The sequence below is a fragment of the Mycolicibacterium mageritense genome, assembly GCF_010727475.1.
GTDB lineage: Bacteria > Actinomycetota > Actinomycetes > Mycobacteriales > Mycobacteriaceae > Mycobacterium > Mycobacterium mageritense.
The window spans coordinates 950,834-971,434 of the sequence record NZ_AP022567.1 but is presented as its reverse complement, the minus strand read 5'-3'; the positions used below and the strand labels follow the sequence as shown (position 1 = coordinate 971,434).

Sequence of the window (20,601 nt, the reverse complement as noted above, 5' to 3'; positions counted from 1 at the left end):
CCGGTCACCGGGCGTCGAAGCCCTCCTCGAGTCGGCGTGCCGCAGCGGCACTCACCGCAATGGCTTCGTGCGCAGCGGGGCTCAGCCGCCGTTCGGCGAGATGGGCCATGAGGATCCGGCGCTGCGGTGGTCGCGTCCCCAGCCTGATGGAACGCACGTCGGGTCGCGGGTTGAGCACGGCGAGTCGCGGCGCGATCGCCACCCCGAGTTCGACCGCGACCATGGCCTGCACCTCGCCGTAATCGTGGGCGAACACGCTGGTGCGTGGCGTGAATCCACCTTGCGCGCAGAGCTTTTCCAGCGTCTGCGCCACGGGATGGTCGTCGGCACGCACGACCCAGGCCTCCTGGCGCAACTCGTTGATGTTGATCGAGTCGCGATCGGCGAACCGGTGATGCTCGGACACCAGCAGCATCGTCGGATCGTTCATCAGATGGTGATAGGTCAGCGTCGGATCGTCGATCCGGTTCCATTCGTAATCCCACAACAGGGACAACTCGGTCTCCCGTCGGCGCAGCGCGTCGACCAACCGGGCGAACCGGCCGCTGAGCACGGTCAGGTTCACTCCCGGATGCCGCGTCTTGAACTCCTTGACGAGCAGCGGCAACAGCGACGAACCGGCTGTGGGGAAGGTGCCGATAGCGAGCACGCCGGCGCGTAGTCCCCGAATCTCGGCGAGCTCGGCGTCGGCGGCTTGCAGTTCGACCATGATGCGTTCCGCATGCCGGACCACCGACCGTCCGGCTTCGGTCAGCACGATGCCGCGTGCGTGCCGCTCGACGAGCGGCTGCCCGGCCTCCTTCTCCAGTTTCGCGATCTGCTGCGACACCGCGGAGGTGGTGTAGCCGAGGGCTTCGGCTGCCGCGGTGATGGATCCGTGGGCGGCGACCTCGCGCAACGTGAACATGCGGTTCGTATCCATCGCATCACCTCGTCGCGGGCCAGCCTTAAGCAGAATTGAACCACACTGTACTAACTCGACATTGTCGTTAAGTGCGGCCGTTCCTACTGTGATTCACGTAATCATCAATGCACGCGTGTGACGCCGGAAACTGAGAGCACATCATGACCTCTGTCGAATTACTGCCCCTGATCGCGTTGGTGGCGATGTTCGTCATCGCGACCTTCTTCCCGATCAACATCGGAATGCTGGGTTTCATCGGCGCGTTCGCGGTGGGCGCGTTCATGCTGGGATACGACGACAAGGAGATTCTGGCGGAGTTCCCCAGCTCGATCGTGCTGACCATCATCGGCGTGACGTACTTCTTCGGCATGGCCAAGAAGAACGGCACGATCGACCTGCTGGTCAACGCGTGCATCCGCGGCGTGCGGGGGCGCGTCACCGTCGTGCCGTGGGTGTTCTTCTTCTGTGCCTCGGTGCTGACCGCGCTGGGTACCTTCAGCCCGGCCGCGGTCGCGTTGATTTCGCCGGCCGCGATGTCGTTCGCCGCGCGGACCAAGATGAGCCCGCTGGTCATGGGCATCATGACGATCAATGGCGCCCACGCGGGTGCGTTCTCCCCGATCTCGGTCTCGGGTGTGCTGGTCCACGACATCGTCGAGTCCAGCGGCCTGAGCATGAGCGCCTGGACGCTGTTCTTTGCCAGCTACGGCATCAACCTGCTGCTGTCGGTGCTCACCGTGATCGGCTACGCAACCCTGGCCCGCATGCAGAACCTGGAGTTCAGCGCCACGGGCAGCGCGATCACCGACGGATCCTCCGATACCCGGCCGTCCGGTGCGGTTCCCGCGCATGGTCCTGACCGTGTGCCTGCCGGTGGCGTTTCCGGCGCCACCAGCACCGGACTGCTCACCCGGCCCGTGTCCACCGACGTTCTGTTGGACGCCGCGCCTGTGCCGGTGACCCGTGTGCAGAAACTCACCCTGGCCCTCATCGGCATCGTGTTGGTCCTCGTGCTGGTGTTCCACCTGCCGATCAGCTTCATTGCGATCGCCGCCGGCGCGGTACTGGCCTTCACCGACCTGTCCAAGCAGAGCGAGGCCATCGCCGGGATCAGCTGGTCGACCGTGCTCCTCGTCGCGGGCATGGTCACCTATATCTCTGTCCTCCAGGAGATCGGCACCATCGACCATCTCGCCGAGATGGCCATCACCGTTGGCGCGCCGCTGCTGGTCGCGGTCGTGCTCTGCTACGTCATCGGCGTCACCTCGGCATTCGCGTCGTCCACGGCCCTGCTCACCGCGGTCATCCCCATGGCGCTACCGCTGCTGCAAACCGGGGCACTGCCGGTTGTCGGCGTGGTCGCGGCGCTGGCGATATCGGCAACGGTCGTCGACGTCTCGCCCTTCTCGACCAACGGCGCGCTGGTGCTGGCCAACGCTCAAGGCATCGACAGGCCGCGGTTCTACCGCCAACTGTTGCTCAACGCCGGCGTTGTCGTCGCCGTCGCACCCGCCCTGTGCTGGCTCTTGCTGGTCGCCGTGCCGGCCCTCGTCTAGGCCCGCGCAGCACGGGGTTTAGCAAAACTGGAACCCCCTCTCCAAATTCGCGATTGTTCTTCACTCCCATATCGATCAGGGTTGTCTCTGGTCAGGTTTTCGCCGCGTAGTGCGGAAGGCAGGTAGACATGTTCACGCTTCGTAGCACCTGGATGCGCGGTGGTACCAGCAAGTGCTGGCTGTTCAACGCCGTCGACGTCGATCCGCTCATCGCACAGGCAGGAGGCCTCGACGCCCTGCTGACCTCGGCCTTCGGCTCCGGCGATCCGCGCCAGCTGGACGGCGTGGGCGGGGGCAGTTCGACCACATCGAAGGCGGCCATCGTGCGCCGGTCGCCGCAACCCGGCATCGACATCGATTACCTCTTCGCCCAGGTGGCGATCGGCGACCGCCGGGTGGAGTGGGGCAGCAACTGTGGCAATTGCGCCACCGCGATCGGCCTCTATGCGCTGCAGTCCGGTCTTGTCGCCGTCGACGACGGGGTGACCGTCGTCCGGATGCGAAACCAGAACACCGGCGCAGTCCTCAATGCCGAGATCCCCACGCCCGGTGGGCGGATCCCCAGCGAGGGCAATGCCGCTGTGCCCGGCACGACCGCGCTGGGGGTGCCTGTCGGGCTGAGTTTCACCGGTCTTTCGGCAGGGACGCAGATGCTGCCCACGGGTAACGCGATCGACGCAGTCGCCGCGGCCGGCAGTCGCTACGCGGCCACCATGGTCGTTGCCGGCGCCCCGGCGGCACTGTTCGACGCTGCCGGGCTGGGTCTCACGGGCGCCGAGGACAACGCCACCATCGCCGAGCACTTGCCGCTGCTCGTCGCATTGCGGCAGGAGGCGTCCCTGCGGATGGGTCTGAGCAAGCCCGGAGATCCGATCAGCCACGCCATTCCCAAGGTCGGTATCGTCGGCCCGCCGCGGGACTATCGCACCACCACGGGCGAAGCGATCAGCGGTGACGAGTACGACGTCTCGGTGCGCATGGTGTCGATGCTTGCCCCGCACCCCGCGATCGGCCTCACCTCTGCCGTCGCCGTCGCAGCTGCGTCCACCGTGGGTGGCAGCGTCGTCTCACATGCGATGCGCCGATCGGGATCACGCAGCCTGAGGCTGGGAACCCCCGCCGGTGTTCTGCACCTGGACCTGTCCTTCACGCCCGCCGGTGCGCTGGATTCGGTGACCCTGCACCGCGCCGCCCGCCGCCTTGCGGTGGCCGAATTATTCGTCGCCGCACCGGCATTGGTCGACGCTGCCGGGTGATGGGCGTCCTCGCCGCCCGTACACCCCGAGCATCAGACGTCGCTGTCGAGGTAGCGGGTCTTGACGGCGGGTTCGGCCAACAGGGCAGGCAGATCGACGAGTCTGCCCTCGGCCGCGCGGAAGGCCCGGTACGCCTCGTCGTGCTCGACGGAATCCCAGCGTTCGTAGATGATCCAGTGTGCTTCGTCGGCTTCGTCGATGATCACATCGGTGACCAGATTGCCCTCGAAGTTTCGCGTGTCCTGCAGCGCCCTACCGAACAACTCGCGCGCTGCGCCCACCGATTCGGGCTTGAACTTGAGTTCCAACAACACCGTGATCGCCATACGGGCAAGCCTAGCCGCGCTTCTCGATGAGGCCGCCGGCGCCAACCAGCTCGGTTCCCGTGATGTACTGCGCCTCTTCGGATGCCGGCGTCGCCGCGCTGCGGTCAGTGGACTGGGGCGAGCGCTTCCTGCATACCCCGCGTCGCCAGCTCGTCGGCCAACTCGTTGTCGCCGACACCTGAGTGTCCTTTCACCCAGAACCACTCGACCTGGTGGCGCGCGCACGCGGCCTGAAGCCGCTGCCACAGGTCGACGTTCTTCACGGGCGCCTTGGCGGCGGTGAGCCAGCCGTTGCGTTCCCACCCGAGCACCCATTTGGTGATGCCGTTGCGGACGTACGTGCTGTCGGTGTACAGGTGCACCACCACGGGTCTGGTGAGTGCCTCGAGGGCCATGATCGGCGCCGTCAGCTCCATGCGGTTGTTGCTCGTGACGCCGGACTCGCCGCCGTACATCTCGCGCACATGCTCACGGTGGCGCAGCACCGCGCCCCAGCCGCCCGGGCCCGGGTTCGGCCGGCATCCGCCGTCGGTGTGGATGACGACGACATCGCTACTCATCAATTCTCCTGTGCCTCACGCAGCAGCCGCACTGCCTTCGGTCCGACGCCGTGCAGGGCGAGGAGCGTATCGAGATCTGCGGGCAGATCCGCGACGGTTCGGTAGCCCGCATCGATGAGCGCGCCCGTCGCGGGCCGGCCGATCTGGATGCCGTCGAAGTGCGCACCGCGGTCGGTCATGCGCTGAGGATAGGCAACTGTGGCGGTTCCCCGGATCATCGACTCGCCGAGATGACCGCGGTCGGGGACGACATGCCCAGGTCGCGGTGGCGGAGAGTGGCGATCCGGCGGCCCGGTTGGACCGCGTCCTTGACCGGCCCGATGCGGTCGCCGAAGAACAGTGCGGTCGCGTCGATATCCGCGACGACATACGTGATGCCCCAGAGCGTCGACGGGCCGACACCCGCGGTCTCGGGCGACCCGACCACCTCGACGATCACCTCCCCGAACCGGAAGAAAACCTGCCGGATCCGCCGTCCGCCGAGTTCGCCGTCGCGTTCGCGGCGCGGGGCCACCCCGATCGCGGCCAGTGCTGCGACGGTCCGATCCAGATCCGGGGACATCACCACGACGTGGTCGATCGCGGTCACGCCGTTCGGGTGAGTGGCCGGCCGTGCGGGGGCCGTGGCCGAGTCCCTCGTCGGGATTCCGTCTACGAGGCCCACGGCCGGCGGGAGGCCACGCAGCGACCACGCGGTGATGCCGCTGCCGCGCTCGACCAGCCGGACGCGAACTCCGCCGACACGACAGACGGCGTCGGAGTCGACCGTGAACCCAGCGCGGATCCAGGCGTCCGGCGGATCCGCGACTTCGAACTCGTCGATCGTGACAGTCATGGACCAGGCATCCCATCGTCGGTGGTTCCGGCTGCAATCATTGTGGAGTAGGCAGGCGATCGACGAGAGGACCACGCGCATGACCCAGACCCATCGCATCGCCGTGATCCCGGGAGACGGCATCGGCACCGAGGTCATGCCCGAGGGTTTGCGCGTGCTGAACGCCGCGGCGTCGAAGTTCGGGCTGACGTTCGACTTCGAGCATTTCGACCACTCCAGCGCCGACTATTACGTCAAACACGGAAAGATGTTGCCCGACAACTGGTTCGACGAGCTGCGCGGATTCGACGCGATCTTCTTCGGGGCCGTCGGCTGGCCCGAGGTGGTGCCCGATCACATTTCGCTGTGGGGCAGCCTGCTGCAGTTCCGCCGCGCCTTCGACCAGTATGTGAACCTGCGGCCGGTCCGGCTGATGCCCGGCGTCCGCAGCCCGCTGGCCGGGCGCAACCCCGGCGACGTCGACTTCTACGTCGTGCGGGAGAACACCGAGGGCGAGTACTCCAGCGTCGGCGGCAAGATGTTCGAAGGTACCGAGCGGGAAGTGGTGATACAGGAAACCGTCATGTCCCGGGTCGGTGTCGACCGGATCCTGAAGTTCGCGTTCGACCTTGCGCAGAGCCGCCCGAAGAAGCACCTCACGTCGGCCACCAAGAGCAACGGCATCGCGATCACGATGCCGTACTGGGACGAGCGGGTGCAGGCGATGGCCGCGAACTATCCCGACATCGCCGTGGACAAGTACCACATCGACATCCTGACCGCGAACTTCGTGATGCACCCGGACTGGTTCGACGTCGTCGTTGCCTCAAACCTGTTCGGCGACATCCTTTCCGATCTCGGCCCGGCTTGCACCGGAACCATCGGCATCGCGCCCAGCGCCAACATCAACCCCGAGCGCACCTTCCCGAGCCTGTTCGAACCCGTGCACGGTTCCGCGCCCGACATCGCCGGGCGCGGGATCGCCAATCCCGTCGGGCAGATCTGGTGCGCGTCATTGATGCTCGAACATCTCGGTGAGCCCGACGCCGCGGCCGCGGTGCTCGCTGCCATCGAGACCGTCCTGGCGCGCGGCGGTGACACCCTCACTCCCGATATGGGCGGTACCGCAACGACGAGCGCACTCGGCGAGGAAATCGCCGATGCGGTGACGGCGCCATGACGGTCACTTGCGGGGCGGGCGCAGCACTTTCATCGCCAGCTGCATGATCGGTGCGGGCACGCTGTCCTTGGCCGACAGCGCCGCGTTGGCCGCCCGGGTGCGCAGCGGCGTGCCGCGTCCGAACCACCGGTTCAACGGCCCGCCGGACGGTTCCAGGTCGACGTGCAGCGGTGGCTTTCCGTCGGCCGCGCCGAGCGCGTGCGAGATGACGATGCGCTGGATCTCACTGGTGCCCTCGAAGATGGTGTACAACTTGGCATCCCGGTACCACTTCTCGACCGGGTGATCTGAGACGTAGCCCCACCCGCCCATCGTCTGGATGGCCCGTTCGGTGGCGTGCACCGCGACCTCGCTGGCCGCCAGTTTCGACATCGAACCCTCGCCGCGGTCGAACGGCACCCCGGTGGCCGCCATCCAGGATGCCCGCCAGGTGAGCAGCCGCGCGGCGTCGAGTTGGGTGGCCAGGTCGGCGAGCGGAAACGCGATGCCCTGATTGTCGATGATCGGACCGCCGAAGGCGACCCGGCGGTTGGCGTATTCGGTGGCGTATTCCAATGCGGCCCTGGCGATCCCGAGGGCTTGCGCGGCCACCATCGGCCGGGTCTGCTCGAAGGTGCCCAACGTGGCCGAGCCGGAATGCCGCGCACCCTCGACGGCTTCGCGAGCCCGCGCGAGCTTGTGCTCGAGCTTCTCGTGTCCGCCGAGCAGGTTCGCGGCAGGCACCCGGACGTCGTTGAACTTCAGCTCTGCGGTGTGCGAGGCGCGGCAGCCCAGCTTGTCGAGTTTGCGGACCATCTCCAGCCCCGGCGTACCACCTGGCACGATGAACAGGGCCTGCCCCTTGTGGCCGAGTTCTTCGTCGACCACCGCGTTGACCACATGCACATCGGCGATGCCGCCGTTGCCGATCCACATCTTGTGGCCGTTGATGATCCAGTCAGCGTCCGGTCCGGACCCGTCCCGGTGTGCCCGGGTGCGGAGGTTGCGCACATCGCTGCCGCCCTCGGGCTCGGAGATGGCCAACGCCGCGAGCTTGAGATCGCCGGGTGTGCCGAAACATTCGGGCGCCCACTGCAGCATCTGCTCGGGTGACGCGGCCTGCCCGATCGCCGACAGCGCCAGGGCCGGCATCACGACGGCAAGGCCGATGCCCGCGCAGCCCCAGAACAGCTCCTCCATGAACATCGGCAGGGACAGGCCTGTCGGGTCACCGATGAGGTCGCGGTAGAACAGCGGACTGTAGAAACCCTGAGCGGCTGCTTCTTCGAGCACCGGCCACGGAAACTCCTGCCGGCGGTCGTAGTCGGCCGCGACCGGCCGGACGACCTGTACGGCGAACTCGTGAGTCCGTCGCGCCAGGTCGTGCTGTGCGGCAGTGGGGGTGAGGTCGAAAGCCACGACGACTCGGGTACCCACTCTGCGCGCCGTCGAACGCGGCGGTGACCTCAGCCCGGAGGTTCGCCCGCCTCCGCGATCCGCCTCCGCGCTTCGGCCGGTGAGATGCGCAGCCTCCTGGCCAGCACCTCGGCCGGGTCGAACCGAGGTGGCGAGACGTTGTGAGTGGCCACCATCCGGCCGAGCAGCCGTTGTTGAGCGGTCGCCAGGCGTTTCTCACCGGCGTTGAGCCGGCTCAAGACCTCCTGGAGTTCCGTCCGGGTCAGTGCGTGCACCGACAGCGCGTCTATTTCCCTGCAGGCCGCGTTCAGGTGATCGAGGGCGTCGCCCACGACCGTCCGCTCGATGTCCCGCTCCGATATCAATGTCGAACTCATGTTCGATAGGCTACGCCGACCGTCCGACAAGTCGGATCGCTCGCGAACCGCAACACAAAAACAATCGGCCGCACAAATTGTGCGGCCGATTGCAGGCATCAATTCTCGTCAAACCGTTATGAGCGGTTTGGCTCCCTTAACAATTGTGTGCCTTGTTTTATTCCCACTCAGCAGAGGACGTCGACATATACCGTCTTCGAGATGACGGTGGCGTTGATCGAGCCGCCACCGCGGGAGTCCTCGGTGACGTGCGTCTGTCCCGGGCGGACCCCGGCGACTGTGCAACTGGACAGCGGCGCAGCCCCGGTCCGGTTGACAATGACGTGGTAGCCACTGGTTTCGAGGCTCTTGACGGTCTGGTCCACCGACTGCTGTGTCGGTGCGGCGGCGGCCGTGCCGCCGAAGGCGAATGCAGTTGAGGCCAGCGCGGTCGCGCCGAGCACAACGAACGCAGATTTCTTCATTTCCCAACCCTCCATTGCAGGCGTACCGGTAGTCCCGCTACTTCCGGTTGCCGCCTATAACCTCCAATTCCGGATCGCGTCGGAAAATTCCAGAATTCACAGCGGAAATTGCAAAGTTTCTCAGAATGCGCGGTGTCTAGTCGTCGACGCTGACGCGCAGTCGTGGCTTGCCGTCGACGGCCGGTGTGGCGACGCGGTCCCAGATCGCGTCCACCATCGGCTGCAGCAGCAGTTCGCCCATCTGCCGTACCAGGACCGCGACGATCTGCGTGGACTCACGGCGTTTTGTCGATGCACGGCCGGCGTGGCGCAGCGCGCTCACCTCGCGCTGGGTCAGCTCGACGAGAACGTCGAGCAGGTGCAGTCGGTCTGCCGCCGGATCGAGCAGCGCGCGCCGCACATAGTTCACCACCGGTGGGTTGTTCCGCAGCATCTCCCGCACGGCCTCGTCGCGCTCGGCGGTCGAGGCGTCGGGTGGAACCTGCGCCAACGTCGTCGCGAAGCGCTCCGCGACGAGTCGGTCGACCGCCTGGCCGAGTCCTGCCTTGGTCTTGAAGTGGTGTTGGACCAGGCCGAGGGTAACGCCGGCGGTCGCGGCGACGGCTCGCAGCGAGACGCCTTCGGCGCCATGGCGTGAGTACAGCTCCAGGGCTGCGTTACGAATGCGAGCCTTGGCGGTCAGATCCTCGTCGAGCATCCGCACCCCTATACGATCGACCAACAAACGATACAAGTGTATCGTCTGCGGCATGTCGGAACTGTTCCCCAACTACCGCGCCACGTGGGAAAGCGATCAGCACCGCGAGTTGCGCAAGCACGCCGCGGAGTTTCTGCGTAAGGAAGCGACCCCCAACCAGGAACGCTGGGCCCGCAACCATCAGGTGGACCGCGAGTTCTGGACCAAGCTCGGTGACGCAGGTCTGCTCGGCCTCGACCTGCCCGAGGAGTACGGCGGGACGGGCGGTGACTTCGGATACTCGGCCATCGTCGCCGAAGAGTTTGCGCTCGCCCATGATTCGGCCTCCGGCTGGTCGGTGCACTCGCCGATCGTGGCGCACTATCTCAACACCTACTGCACGGACGAGCAGAAGCGGCGCTGGCTGCCCAAGGTCATCAGCGGCGAGTTGGTGCTCGCGATCGCGATGACCGAGCCGGGCACCGGATCAGACCTGCAGGCCGTGCGCACCACGGCTGTCCGGGACGGCGACGACTACGTGATCAACGGCTCGAAGACGTTCATCTCCAATGGTTCACACTGCGATCTGCTGGTCATCGTCGCCAAGACCGATCCGGCCGCCGGCGCGGCGGGGGTGTCGTTGATCGTCGCCGAGACCAATGATCAGCTGCAGGGTTTCGAACGCGGCCGGGTGCTGGAGAAGGTAGGCCAGCACGGCCAGGACACACGCGAACTGTTCTTCACCGACATGCGCGTGCCCGCAGCCAATCTGCTTGGCGCACAGGAGGGTCTCGGCTTCTACCAGCTGATGGAGCAGTTGGCCCGCGAACGGCTGGTGATCGCGTCCATCTGTGCGGGCATGGCCGAAGCCGCGGTGCTGGAGGCCATCAAGTACACCAAGCAGAGGGAAGCCTTCGGGCGCGAGCTGATCAAGTTCCAGCACACCAGGTTCGAACTCGCAGAGCTCAAGGCCGAGGTGCTGTCCATCAAGACCACGGTCGACTACTGCGTGCAGCAGCTGATCGACGGCGCGATCGACCCGGCCACCGCGTCGATGGCGAAACTCGTCGCCGCCGACAAGGGCGTCTCAGTCGTCGACAGGTGTGTGCAGTTCTTCGGGGGTTACGGCTACATGATGGAGTACCCGATCGCCCGGGCCTACGCTGCGGCCCGCGTCAACAAGATCTACGGCGGTACCAGCGAGATCATGAAGGAGATCATCAGCCGCTCGCTGTGAGGTGGAGGCCGACCATGAACGTGCTGAGCTGAACCGACCAGAAATGTAATCACTCATGTTGTAGACGAACAGTTTTCGTATCGAAGGAGCCACTACTTCGACGCCTCGGAGTCGTCAAGTCACCGTGTTTGAGCGAGCGTCGTCGAGTTCAGACCTGCTCTACGGCAGGAGCGTCAGGGTCCGATCCTTTACGGAAGACTTTTTTGCCGCAGTCGAAACATTCCCAGCGCCGCCCGCTGGTGCCACCGGTGGCGATGGGACTAGGAGTGGTCTTGGGTAGTGGATACATGCCGGTGCTGCCGCATCGGGGGCATTTCGGCGCCATCGATCGAGTCTACGGGTGTCGGGGAGCCTTGCCAAATAACCGCTTTGGGCGGTCGCGCGGTTTCCCATGCCTGCAACGAGCGTGGTGCGGGTACCCGTTGACGACCGATGCTGTGCCGTACGCCGTCAGGAACCGCAAACCGACCGGCCGACTTGGCTGCGGTGTTGGACACACGGATTAGCGGCGGCACGGCTCACGTGGTCAAAGCACCAATGAGTTCGCGCATGGACACGTTCGCGATCCCGATGGCGACGTCGCTGTAACCGTACGGCAGTACCAGGATCCCGGCGTGCACCAGCGCGCCGCAGGAGTAAACGACGTTGGGCACGTAGCCGTCCCTCTCGTCGACGGCTGGGGCAAGTAGCGGTTCGGTCATTCGACCGACTATCTGGGTCGGATCGTCGAGGTCGAGCAGGATGGCTCCGATGCGATAGTTGCGCATTGGGCCCACCCCATGCGTAAGCACCAGCCAGCCGGCTTCCGTTTCGATAGGCGGACCACAGTTGCCCAATTGCAGTGTTTCCCATGGTGCTGACGGGCGCTGACACGGCAGCGAATTGCCCCACACCAAAGGGTGATCGGCGAAGGCGATGGTATTGGACTCGCGGTCGGATCTCGACATGGCAGCGAAACGCCCGTTGATGCGGCGAGGGAACAACGCCAAGCCCTTGTTGGCGGTGGCCGGCCCCACCATCGGTGCCGAGGTGAAGGTCCGGAAATCCGTGGTGGTCAGGAGCTGCTGACTTATGCGGGTGCCGCTGTACGCCGTGTAGGTCGCATAAAAGGTGACCGCTCCGTCGTCGTCGACGAAGCGGACAAAGCGAGCATCCTCGACACCGGCGGCCTCCGCATCGGTCGCCGGCCACAGTATGCGCTCGGAAAGCTCGGTATCGCTGGGGAATTCGACGTCGTAAGCCCGGTCGGCGATACCTCTGAACAACGCGATCGTCTCCGGCGCGTGCCGGCGAGTGCTGCGGTGTCGCTGCAACAGATCCAGTCGCTCGTCGAGGTCAGAGCGGGTGAACCGGTCTCCGAGTGCGCCCAACACGTACTCGGCCGTTTCGCCCGCGTCGTTCAGCCTCATCAGCTCGCAGCGGAAGACAGCCGCGTCTAGCAGCGTCGGCACGGCTTCCTGCGTAGTGGCGAACGGCGCCGCGTCGGAAACGACGGCGCAGCCGGCTGTGTCGATCGTGCCCGTCCGGAAACCGATGGTCGAACGGTGCCCCTCGCCAATTCCTCGTACACTCATCACGAATCTCAGGCTGCCCGTCAGCGTTCCCGCCTGATCCGGATGCTGCACGATGCTGGGATTGCACAGCGCTGCTCCCTCCACGGCGTACTCATTGGTGAACACAGCTCCCAGCAGTAACTTTCGTGGTTCGGACAGGTCTGTGCCAGGGCTCAACCGGTCCGCGAGTTCGTCGGCGTGCCGGCGGAGGGTGTCAACGAGATTACGGTGGCGCCCGCCATGGCGACCTATGACGTCTTCCAGTGCCAAACGCACCTCAGCCTCGTCCAGCGCCAAGATTCGCGCGAGCGCCGCCCCCGCCCGGGATTCCTGTCGTTCGAACCCCTCTTGCCCCGGTACGAACAACCGGGTGACGACGCGCGACGGGTCGGCCACCACGCGCTGCGGACTGCGGACGACGCGGAGTGACGTCACGGCGGATCAGGCAAGAAACGCTGTGCCTGCTGAAAAGTCGAGATCACGGCCAGTGTCGATTCTGTGCCCTGATTGAGGTTGACCCCGTCAGCATGAAGACCGTCGAATCCGCCACCTGTCTGTGGATCCCACATGACCTCCCCGGCGTCGTTGGCGCCTTGAAACCAGGCCGCCGCCGCTCGTACGGTGACGGGCCAGATTGGCCGCGGGTCCACTGTGGCGGCCCTGGCGCAGGCATCCGCAAGGGCAGCGACCTCGATCGGTTGTTGATCGAACCCCGGGCGTAGATCATGGACCGATCGACCCGTGATCGGTGTCGGTGAGAGGTGGCCGTCCGATGTTTCGCTCTCGACCAGCCAACCCAACAGATCCAAGCCTCGGTTCAACAGAGGGGACATGTCGAGCGCAACACCTGCCGCAATCATCGCCTCTGCGAGAACCGCATTGGCGTAGGTGAGCCGCGTCTCGGGCCACGGCCATGCCGGGTTGCCGGTTGGCGCGGGGATCCCAGCAACGTAGTCGGTGACAAGTGCCCGAGCCGCCGCGTTTCCGGGTACGACCGTGAGTAGCTCCGCGGCACCCAGTGCCGCGTATGCCATCGCCCGTGGCCAAACAGACCGGCTTTGCGCGGCGCGTTCGAACTGGATGACGCCCAACTTCCGAACCACTCGGACATCACTGTGTGCGGCGGCGGTCCCCAGGCCCCACAGGCAACGACCCCAGGGATCCTCCACGGCCGGTTCGTCGACCCATGTGCCCGCGCTGTCCATCCGATTACGGCATGCGCCACTCAGGGTCTGTGCCTCGTTGAGGAACCGCAGCGCTACTCCGGCAAGGCGGTGGATTGCTCCGCCGGCGCCGCGTTCCCGCGCGGTGACGACGAGGACACGCGCCATATCATCTGTGCAGTACCCGGTTTCCGTCCGCGCTTCAGCGAACTCGGCATGCTCGAACGTTCCGCGCGCGTCCGTCATCCGTAACAGATGGTCAAACTTGGGCTGCGGTATGTCGGTCACAAGTTCATCGCCTGTTCCGACAGAATCTCTTGCGCCACTGTTCGATACGACTCGGACACGGCGGACCACGCCAACGTGGGAGCTAGCCGGCGAGCCTCCGCGGCCATGTCGCGGGCGAGTAGTGGCTTGGTGAGCACTCCGTGCAGCGCCGAGGTCAGCGCATCGGGATCGTTGTGGCCGACGACGATGCCCGCCCCGGTACCCAGGAGTTCGACTGCGTGCGGAAATGCTGTGGCCACAACGGGACGTCCATTCGCCACCGCGTCGACAAGCACACCAGAGGTGACCTGATCGGTCGAGTCGTAGGGCAGCACGACCACTGCAGCGGATTGGACCAGCGCCCCCAGTGACGCCGCGTCGCGGTAGTCGGGATCGAAGTGCACAGCATCGGACAGACCCCTGCGCCGCGCCTGCTCCGTGCGGGCATCGCGATACCGCTCGCCATCGACGGCGAGAACCTTCGGGTGTGTCTGGCCGGCGATGAGATAGCGCGGACGGTCGTTGAGCTGGCGCAGCGCGCTCATTGCGTCGATGACCCGTTCGACACCTTTGCCGGGTCCGAGCAGGCCCCACGTCAACAGGGTGGGTCTGCCTGCGCGCTTGGGCGGGGCTGTGACCGGGACGGTTGCACCGTGCGGGATCGTGATGACCTTCCGGTGCTCGACATCGAAGCTCCGGCACAATCGCCGATTCGCCGCCTCGGACATCACGACGACCCGATCCGACAGCGCCACAATCGCTTCGAGTACTGAACGCTGATGTCTGGTCGGCTTCTCGAGAACCGTGTGGGCGACCACGATGGATGGGATGTCCAAACTGCCGAGGATGTCCACGACCTCATCCCCGTCAGCACCACCATAGATGCCGTATTCATGCTGGATAACTGCGACATCATTCTGGTTGAGTAGATCCGGGCACGCCGCGACCGAGGCCGTCGAACCGTTGATGAGTTCCCCGACGACGCGGCTGCTGGTTGACGGCAAATCATCGGTTACCCGCACCACGTGCACGTCAGCGCCGTGGGCGGCCAACCCTATGGCAAGCGCTGCGCTGAACGTCGCCAGCCCGCATGGGGTCGGCGGGTAGGTGGTGAGCAGCCCGAATGTCAGCGGAACAGAATGACCTCGCCGCGCGGAATGGCCGGTTGCGCGATACGTCATGGATGGAGCGTTCAAGGTGATCCTCTTTCTGAGCCTTGCCGTGTCAGCAGATCGATACCAGCTGGTCGATTGAATCCCTTGGGAGTTCGCCGTCGACTACGGCGATTACCCTCATCTCGGCAAGGGTGACCGACCCCATGTGGTTGTCGAGGAACGCCGTGTCGGCGGAGTCGCGCCCGGTGGCGATGCGTACCAAGCTCTGCCTCGGCGCCAACAGCGTCCCGTCGATCACGCGCCAGCAGCCGTCGACGAATGCCTCGGCTACCGCATGAAAATCCATTGGCTGCAAACCCGGTGCGTATACCGACACGACCCGAGCGGGTACGTTTACCGCCCGCAGTAATGCCACCACCAGGTGCGCAAAGTCGCGACATACTCCCGCACCGGCCAGCATGGTGTCGACCGCGCCGTCGATCGGATCACTTGAGCCGGGGACATAGCTCAGCCTGTTGCTAACCCATGACGAAACCTTCTCCAACAGCGTTCCCGAGTCTGAGTAGTTGCCGAATTCTGCTGCGGCGAACCCAAAGAATTTGTCGGCCTCGGCATACCGACTCGGACGTAGATACATGGAAAGGTCGTACTCGGTCACCGGCGACGGTTCGGCGCGGCCGATTATCGTGGCCGTGTAATCGACAGTTAGCCGGCCTTGTTCGGCCTCCAGTTTGTGGATACGGCTACCGTGCATTCCCATGATCTCGATCGGCTGTACCCGCTCGCCGTTCATATCAAAGCAAAACGACTCGAACACTTCGGTATTCATCTGCTGAGCAACGGCAATCTGGAATTCCAATGAAGTCGGCCCGGCGATCTCGACATCGAGCTGTACGCCCACATCTCTTTTCACAGCGCCAAACGTCCATCAACGGCAATGCTGCGGACCATCACTTTCCGTGCCCAACGGTGGAGAGACATTCGGCGGGCGCCAGATCGACATGCGAATCGGCATATGATGCACGCTGTTTCGCGATGGACAAACCGATATCGGTGCGGTTGCGGATCATCCGTGGAGAGATGATGCCAAAGCCCTTCTCATGGTCGAACCACGTCACATTCCCTTCAGCCATGCAGACCCTGTCTTCTCGTGTGGGATGGATGCACGCATATGCACCGAAATCCGTTGAAGTTCAACGGAAAATTGACGCAACTAGTCTGCGTGCTGCGCGGCGGTAAGGAGGTCGGTCACCGTCGAACGGTTGTTGGGGCTCGCCGCACTCATGAGCGCGCAGTGCGCTTCGGCCGGATCTGTCGCGGCAGGGACCGTAAGAAGCACGATCCTGTTGCGGTCCAGCCCAACGACTTCGATGGTGTTGACCGGTTGCCGCTGGTATCCGTCGAGACGAACCCGCCGTCCACCGGTGGTGAGTTTCGTGGGCGCTGTGGACCACTCGTGGACGTTGTAAAGCACGCGGTCGATCTGTCCGAGGCGCACGGACAACACCGCCAACAGGTCTGGTAGCTCTGTACTGAGGTTGCTGGTGTGCGGCCACCATGCGCCGTCCACATATCCGGTACACGGAGCTTTGGGCTTCAGCCGCAATCGCGGTGTGTGTTCGGGCGCTGTGCGCTGAGTTGGGGACGTATGAATCTTCGGCGTCATCGTGACGCTCCCGCCTTGACCGCGAGCCGGTCAATGTTGTCGAACCGGCGACGGCATGACATTGATCCAGTCACGCGACGAAGTACCGCCGATGACCTCAGCCTACGCGGTTATCCACATGAGCCCGAATGCCCAGCTGAGCGCTGCGCACCGAGGACTGTAGCCCCGCACACCCTGCCCCTGCCCGTTTGGTCTCTTCGGTCTCACTTCGACGTGCGAGGACCGGCCCGCATGGGGCATCGTTGAGTCATGAGCAGTCCTGACGAATACAGCGTCGACGAGGATGACCAGTTGACTCAGGAAGACACCCTGATCGACCGGGGTGTGGACGACCTGCTCGACGAGGGTTACTCGCCGCCGGACCGCTGGCGCGAGCCCCGCGACCACGAGACGCTCGACGAGTTGTTGGCCGAGGAAGAACCCGATCCGGCGATGCAACTCGACGATGACGACTATCGGGACGAGCAGGCCGGTGACGACGAGGTGGGGGATCGGCGCTCGGGCCGGCTGGTGGCGCCCAATGCGGGGTTCGGTGAGGACGACGAGGCCGAACTGCTCGGAAGTGACGTCGGCATCGACGGGGGCGCGGCCTCTGCGGAAGAGGCCGCGGTCCACATCATCGACGAGTAGCGGTGCGCCGCTGCAGCAGTACCGAAACGGTGAACACCAGCAGCCCGCCGACCGCGAGCAGTGCGCCTGCGGCGGCCGGGGCGGTGTAGCCGTAGCCCGCCGCGATCACGAGCCCGCCGACCCACGCACCGGTCGCGTTGCCGATGTTGAGCGCCGAGTGGTTGAGCGCCGCGGCGAGCGTCTGCGCGTCGTGCGCGACGTCCATGAGCCGGGTCTGCAGCGCGGGGCCGACGGCTGAGCCCGCGGCGCCGATCCCGAACAGCACCAGAAGTGCGGTCCAGGGATTGTGCGACGCGACCACGAACACCGCGAGCAGCACGCCGAGCGCGCTCATCGACAGGTACAGCGCGCGGATCACCGACGTATCGGCCAGCCGGCCACCGACGAGGTTGCCGACGACCATGCCGAGCCCGAACATCATGAGCGCGACCGGGACGAGCGAGCGTGAGAGCCCGGCGACGTCGGTCATCGTGGTGCTGATGTAGGTGTACACCGCGAACATGCCGCCGAAGCCGATCATGCCGACGAGCACCGCGAGCCAGACCTGCGGCCTGCGCAGCGCGCTGAGCTCGGTCAAGGGGCTCGTGACATGCATGGACCGCAGTTGATCGGGCAGCCAGAACCACAGGGCCGTGAGGGTGACCAGTCCGATGGCCACCACGAGGCCGAACGCGCTGCGCCAGCCCAGGGCCTGACCGAGCCAGGAGGCGAGCGGCACGCCGAGCACCGTCGCGATCGTCAGGCCGGACAGCACATGCGCGACGGCCTTGGCCCGGTTCTGCGGACCCATGAGGTGTGCGGCCGCCAGCGCGGCGATCCCGAAGAAGGCGCCGTGCGGCAGACCGGCCACGAATCGGGCAGCGACCAGTGTTTCGTAGGACGGCGCGACCATGCTGGCCAGGTTGCCGAGCGTGAAGACGGTCATCAGGCCGAGCAGCAGGATGCGGCGGGGTACCCGCGCGGTCAGGGCCGCGATGACGGGTGCACCGACCACGACGCCGAGGGCGTAGGCGGAGATCACATGGCCCGCGGTGGGTTCGGTGATGCCGAAGCCCGATGCGATGTCGGGCAGTAGGCCCATCGCGACGAATTCGGTGGTACCGATGCCGAAGCCGCCCATGGCCAGGGCGAACACCGCGAGCCATCGCACCGTGGGGTCAGGTGCGACAACCGAGGCGGGGCCGGCGGGGCGTTCGAGGGAAGTCGTCATGGCGATACGGCTTTCCGATAGAGGCTTGAAAAGGAGCTCTCGGACGGCATTGGCGAGAACTGCGCTTGCAACGCTAGCGGCACTTCTGATGTTCCATCAACTTACTTTTGCATTTTGAATGCCAAAGTGAGCGAAGTTACGCTGGACGCATGTCAACTGTCGGCGATGTTCTTGCGCTGATCAGGGCACGCCGGGATGTCACCCGCGCCGAGATCGGTCAGCTGACCGGGCTGTCGCGAACCGCGGTGGCGGCCCGGGTGGCGGTCCTGGCCGAGCGTGGGCTCGTGGTCGAGACCGAGCAGGCGCCGTCCACGGGCGGCCGTCCGGCCGCGCTGCTGTCGTTCAACGCCGACGCGGGCGTGGTGCTGTCCGCGGCCATCGGCCGCAGCCGGACCCGGCTGGCCGTGTGCAACCTGGCCGGCGACGTGCTCGACCTCACCGACATCGATCAGCAGCCCGATCTCGGACCCGGCGACCTCATGCCCGACGTGGTCAAGCGGCTCGACGCGATGCTCGACGCCCGCGCGGGCGAGCCGGTCTACGGGGTCGGGGCGAGCCTGCCGGGCACGGTCGACCGCGTGCGCGGCGCGAGCCTCGACTCGCCGATCCTGCCCGGCTGGGACGGAGTAGAACTGCACACCTACCTTCGCGAGCTCACCGACGCCCCCGTCGTCATCGACAACGACGTGAACGTCATCGCGCTCGCCGAGCGGCGCAGCGAGGACCGGCGGGCCGTCGATGATCTGCTCGTGCTCAAGGCGTCCACCGGTATCGGCACCGGCATCATCGCGGGCGGTGCGCTGCAACGCGGTGCGGTCCAGGCCGCGGGCGAGTTGGGCCACAACAAGACCCCGGCCGCGGCAGGCCTGCCGTGCCGGTGCGGCGACACCGGATGCCTGGAGGCCGTCGCCGGGGGCTGGGCGTTGGTGGCCGAGCTGGACCGCGAAGGCGTCAACCATGTGCGCGATCTGGTGCAGCTCGCGCACGACGGCGACGCCGACGCGCGCCGGATGATCCGCGACAGCGGTCGCCACATCGGCGAAGTGCTCGCCGCCGCGGTCAATCTGCTCAACCCCGCGATGCTCGTGGTGGCGGGCGACATGGCGCGGGCTTACGACATCTTTGTCGCCGGGTTGCGAGAAACGTTGTACGGCAACGCCACTGCGCTGGCCACTCGGACGCTGCAGGTCGCGCCGTCGACCTACGGGGACCGGTCGGGCGTGATCGGTTGCGCCACCATGGTTTTGGACGAGGTGCTGAGCCCGGCCGCGATCGACCGGGCCTGAGCCGGAAAGTCAGACCTTCGCGATCACATGCTCGGCGAACTTCTCCAGATGCCGGATCTTGCGGTCGAGCGGTTCGGTGTCCTCGCCCTTGATGTAGGGCAGCCGGAATCCGACGATCACGTCGGTGACACCCTTGTCCTCAAGGCGTTTGATGCCGTCGACCGTGAAGGCGTCACCTGAGATGACGTGGATCTCGAACGGGCCGGTCTGCCCCTCTTCCTCACGAATCTGGTTGAGCCGCTTGATGAGTGTGTCGAGATCGTCGGTGCCGCCGCCGTGCATCCAGCCGTCGCAGCGCGCGGCGCGGCGCAGCGCGGCGTCGGCGTGGCCGCCGACCAGGATTTGCACGGGTTTCGAGGGCGCCGGGGTCATCTTGGTCTTGGGGATGTCGTAGAACTCGCCGTGGTATTCGAAATAGTCGCCGCTGGTCAGGCCGCGGATGATGTCGATGCACTCATCCATCCGCTTGCCCCGGCGCACGAACGGCACGCCCATCAACTCGTAGTCCTCGGGCCACGGGCTGGTGCCAACCCCGAGGCCGAGCCGGTTGTCGAACAATGCGTTGAGCGAGCCCACCTGCTTGGCGACCAGGGCCGGGGGCCGGATCGGCAGTTTGAGGACGAAGAAGTTGAACTTGAGCGTCGTGGTCACCGCGCACAGTGCCGACGCCATCACGAAGGCCTCGATGAAGGCCTTGCCGTCGAGAAACTCCCGGTTCCCGTCAGGGGTATAGGGATATTTCGAGTCGGATTCGAACGGGTAGGCGACACTGTCCGGGATGGTCATCGCGTGATACCCGGCCGCTTCGGCGGCCCGGGCGAGCGGGATGTAGTAGGTGGGGTCGGTCATGGCTTCGGCATAGGTGAACCGCATGACGCCCAGACTAGAACGTGTTCTAAATCTGTGGGGAAAGTCGGCGCAAGTAGCCTTGCGGGAAATGGCCAGTAGCATTCAACACCGGCAACA

The 20,601-nt window shown here is 65.6% G+C and carries 23 protein-coding genes; 6 read left to right on the top strand and 17 right to left on the bottom strand.

What is annotated here, in order from left to right; all coding sequences use genetic code 11:
* Window positions 1–4 precede the first annotated feature (4 nt).
* Entirely contained in the window at window positions 5–922 is a 918-nt protein-coding gene (locus G6N67_RS04690) for a LysR family transcriptional regulator (protein ID WP_036433874.1), read from the bottom strand.
* Between the two features lie 143 nt (window positions 923–1,065).
* Here G6N67_RS04690 and G6N67_RS04685 point away from each other — a divergent pair, with 143 nt between their 5' ends.
* Together G6N67_RS04685 and G6N67_RS04680 are read left to right on the top strand one after the other, a co-directional pair.
* On the top strand, window positions 1,066–2,460 hold the full coding sequence (locus tag G6N67_RS04685; protein ID WP_036433876.1) for an SLC13 family permease: 1,395 nt from the start codon (window positions 1,066–1,068) through the stop codon (window positions 2,458–2,460).
* A gap of 128 nt (window positions 2,461–2,588) precedes the next feature.
* Window positions 2,589–3,716, top strand: a complete 1,128-nt coding sequence (locus tag G6N67_RS04680) for a PrpF domain-containing protein (protein WP_036433878.1) — start codon at window positions 2,589–2,591, stop codon at window positions 3,714–3,716.
* Window positions 3,717–3,748: 32 nt separating this feature from the next.
* On the opposite strand, the gene G6N67_RS04675 is transcribed toward G6N67_RS04680, so the two are convergent.
* From G6N67_RS04675 to G6N67_RS04660, 4 genes are all read right to left on the bottom strand, one after another.
* Window positions 3,749–4,042: a putative quinol monooxygenase gene (locus G6N67_RS04675; protein ID WP_036433880.1), complete on the bottom strand. Its 294-nt coding sequence runs from the start codon at window positions 4,040–4,042 to the stop codon at window positions 3,749–3,751.
* 104 nt (window positions 4,043–4,146) lie between these two features.
* Window positions 4,147–4,602: a ribonuclease HI gene (gene rnhA, locus G6N67_RS04670; RefSeq protein WP_036433881.1), complete on the bottom strand. Its 456-nt coding sequence runs from the start codon at window positions 4,600–4,602 to the stop codon at window positions 4,147–4,149.
* Entirely contained in the window at window positions 4,602–4,781 is a 180-nt protein-coding gene (locus G6N67_RS04665; protein WP_036435842.1) for a helix-hairpin-helix domain-containing protein, read from the bottom strand. The genes rnhA and G6N67_RS04665 overlap by 1 nt, the downstream gene beginning before the upstream one ends.
* A gap of 35 nt (window positions 4,782–4,816) precedes the next feature.
* Complete coding sequence (locus G6N67_RS04660; protein ID WP_036433883.1) at window positions 4,817–5,437, bottom strand: VOC family protein; 621 nt, start codon at window positions 5,435–5,437, stop codon at window positions 4,817–4,819.
* Window positions 5,438–5,516: 79 nt separating this feature from the next.
* Between G6N67_RS04660 and G6N67_RS04655 the strand changes: the two genes are divergently transcribed.
* Complete coding sequence (locus G6N67_RS04655) at window positions 5,517–6,596, top strand: tartrate dehydrogenase (RefSeq protein ID WP_036433885.1); 1,080 nt, start codon at window positions 5,517–5,519, stop codon at window positions 6,594–6,596.
* 3 nt (window positions 6,597–6,599) lie between these two features.
* Here G6N67_RS04655 and G6N67_RS04650 read toward each other — a convergent pair whose 3' ends face one another.
* The 4 genes from G6N67_RS04650 to G6N67_RS04635 form a co-directional block, all read right to left on the bottom strand.
* Window positions 6,600–7,994: an acyl-CoA dehydrogenase family protein gene (locus tag G6N67_RS04650; protein ID WP_036433887.1), complete on the bottom strand. Its 1,395-nt coding sequence runs from the start codon at window positions 7,992–7,994 to the stop codon at window positions 6,600–6,602.
* 47 nt (window positions 7,995–8,041) lie between these two features.
* Window positions 8,042–8,368: a hypothetical protein gene (locus tag G6N67_RS04645; RefSeq protein ID WP_036433889.1), complete on the bottom strand. Its 327-nt coding sequence runs from the start codon at window positions 8,366–8,368 to the stop codon at window positions 8,042–8,044.
* A 167-nt stretch (window positions 8,369–8,535) separates the two neighbouring features.
* The gene (locus G6N67_RS04640) at window positions 8,536–8,832 is read right to left on the bottom strand and encodes a hypothetical protein (protein WP_036433891.1); all 297 of its coding nucleotides are present in this window, start codon (window positions 8,830–8,832) and stop codon (window positions 8,536–8,538) included.
* A 136-nt stretch (window positions 8,833–8,968) separates the two neighbouring features.
* Window positions 8,969–9,529: a TetR/AcrR family transcriptional regulator gene (locus tag G6N67_RS04635; RefSeq protein WP_036433893.1), complete on the bottom strand. Its 561-nt coding sequence runs from the start codon at window positions 9,527–9,529 to the stop codon at window positions 8,969–8,971.
* 52 nt (window positions 9,530–9,581) lie between these two features.
* On the opposite strand from G6N67_RS04635, the gene G6N67_RS04630 reads away from it, so the two are divergent.
* Window positions 9,582–10,745, top strand: coding sequence for an acyl-CoA dehydrogenase family protein (locus tag G6N67_RS04630; protein ID WP_036433895.1), 1,164 nt, complete (start codon window positions 9,582–9,584; stop codon window positions 10,743–10,745).
* A gap of 518 nt (window positions 10,746–11,263) precedes the next feature.
* On the opposite strand, the gene G6N67_RS04625 is transcribed toward G6N67_RS04630, so the two are convergent.
* From G6N67_RS04625 to G6N67_RS04600, 6 genes are all read right to left on the bottom strand, one after another.
* Window positions 11,264–12,694, bottom strand: a complete 1,431-nt coding sequence (locus tag G6N67_RS04625; RefSeq protein WP_230022249.1) for a glycoside hydrolase family 130 protein — start codon at window positions 12,692–12,694, stop codon at window positions 11,264–11,266.
* A gap of 35 nt (window positions 12,695–12,729) precedes the next feature.
* Window positions 12,730–13,707, bottom strand: coding sequence for a hypothetical protein (locus G6N67_RS04620; protein WP_051578820.1), 978 nt, complete (start codon window positions 13,705–13,707; stop codon window positions 12,730–12,732).
* A 38-nt stretch (window positions 13,708–13,745) separates the two neighbouring features.
* Window positions 13,746–14,909, bottom strand: a complete 1,164-nt coding sequence (locus G6N67_RS04615; protein ID WP_036433901.1) for a glycosyltransferase — start codon at window positions 14,907–14,909, stop codon at window positions 13,746–13,748.
* Window positions 14,910–14,952: 43 nt separating this feature from the next.
* Window positions 14,953–15,756 carry a transglutaminase-like domain-containing protein gene (locus G6N67_RS04610; protein ID WP_036433903.1) on the bottom strand — a complete coding sequence of 268 codons (804 nt, stop codon included), beginning with the start codon at window positions 15,754–15,756 and terminating at the stop codon, window positions 14,953–14,955.
* 37 nt (window positions 15,757–15,793) lie between these two features.
* Entirely contained in the window at window positions 15,794–15,976 is a 183-nt protein-coding gene (locus tag G6N67_RS04605; protein WP_131524722.1) for a cold-shock protein, read from the bottom strand.
* Window positions 15,977–16,056: 80 nt separating this feature from the next.
* Entirely contained in the window at window positions 16,057–16,509 is a 453-nt protein-coding gene (locus G6N67_RS04600; RefSeq protein ID WP_036433905.1) for a DUF5994 family protein, read from the bottom strand.
* 249 nt (window positions 16,510–16,758) lie between these two features.
* On the opposite strand from G6N67_RS04600, the gene G6N67_RS04595 reads away from it, so the two are divergent.
* A complete protein-coding gene (locus G6N67_RS04595) occupies window positions 16,759–17,139 on the top strand; it encodes a DUF5709 domain-containing protein (protein WP_036433907.1) in 381 nt (126 codons plus the stop codon).
* On the opposite strand, the gene G6N67_RS04590 is transcribed toward G6N67_RS04595, so the two are convergent.
* Window positions 17,126–18,349 (bottom strand): MFS transporter, encoded by a 1,224-nt coding sequence (locus G6N67_RS04590; RefSeq protein ID WP_036433909.1) that lies wholly within the window; start codon window positions 18,347–18,349, stop codon window positions 17,126–17,128. The two genes, G6N67_RS04595 and G6N67_RS04590, sit on opposite strands and share 14 nt — an antisense overlap.
* A 149-nt stretch (window positions 18,350–18,498) precedes the next feature.
* On the opposite strand from G6N67_RS04590, the gene G6N67_RS04585 reads away from it, so the two are divergent.
* Window positions 18,499–19,635, top strand: a complete 1,137-nt coding sequence (locus G6N67_RS04585; protein ID WP_036433911.1) for an ROK family protein — start codon at window positions 18,499–18,501, stop codon at window positions 19,633–19,635.
* 9 nt (window positions 19,636–19,644) lie between these two features.
* Here G6N67_RS04585 and G6N67_RS04580 read toward each other — a convergent pair whose 3' ends face one another.
* Window positions 19,645–20,508 (bottom strand): LLM class flavin-dependent oxidoreductase, encoded by an 864-nt coding sequence (locus G6N67_RS04580; RefSeq protein WP_036433913.1) that lies wholly within the window; start codon window positions 20,506–20,508, stop codon window positions 19,645–19,647.
* Between the last annotated feature and the right edge of the window lie 93 nt (window positions 20,509–20,601).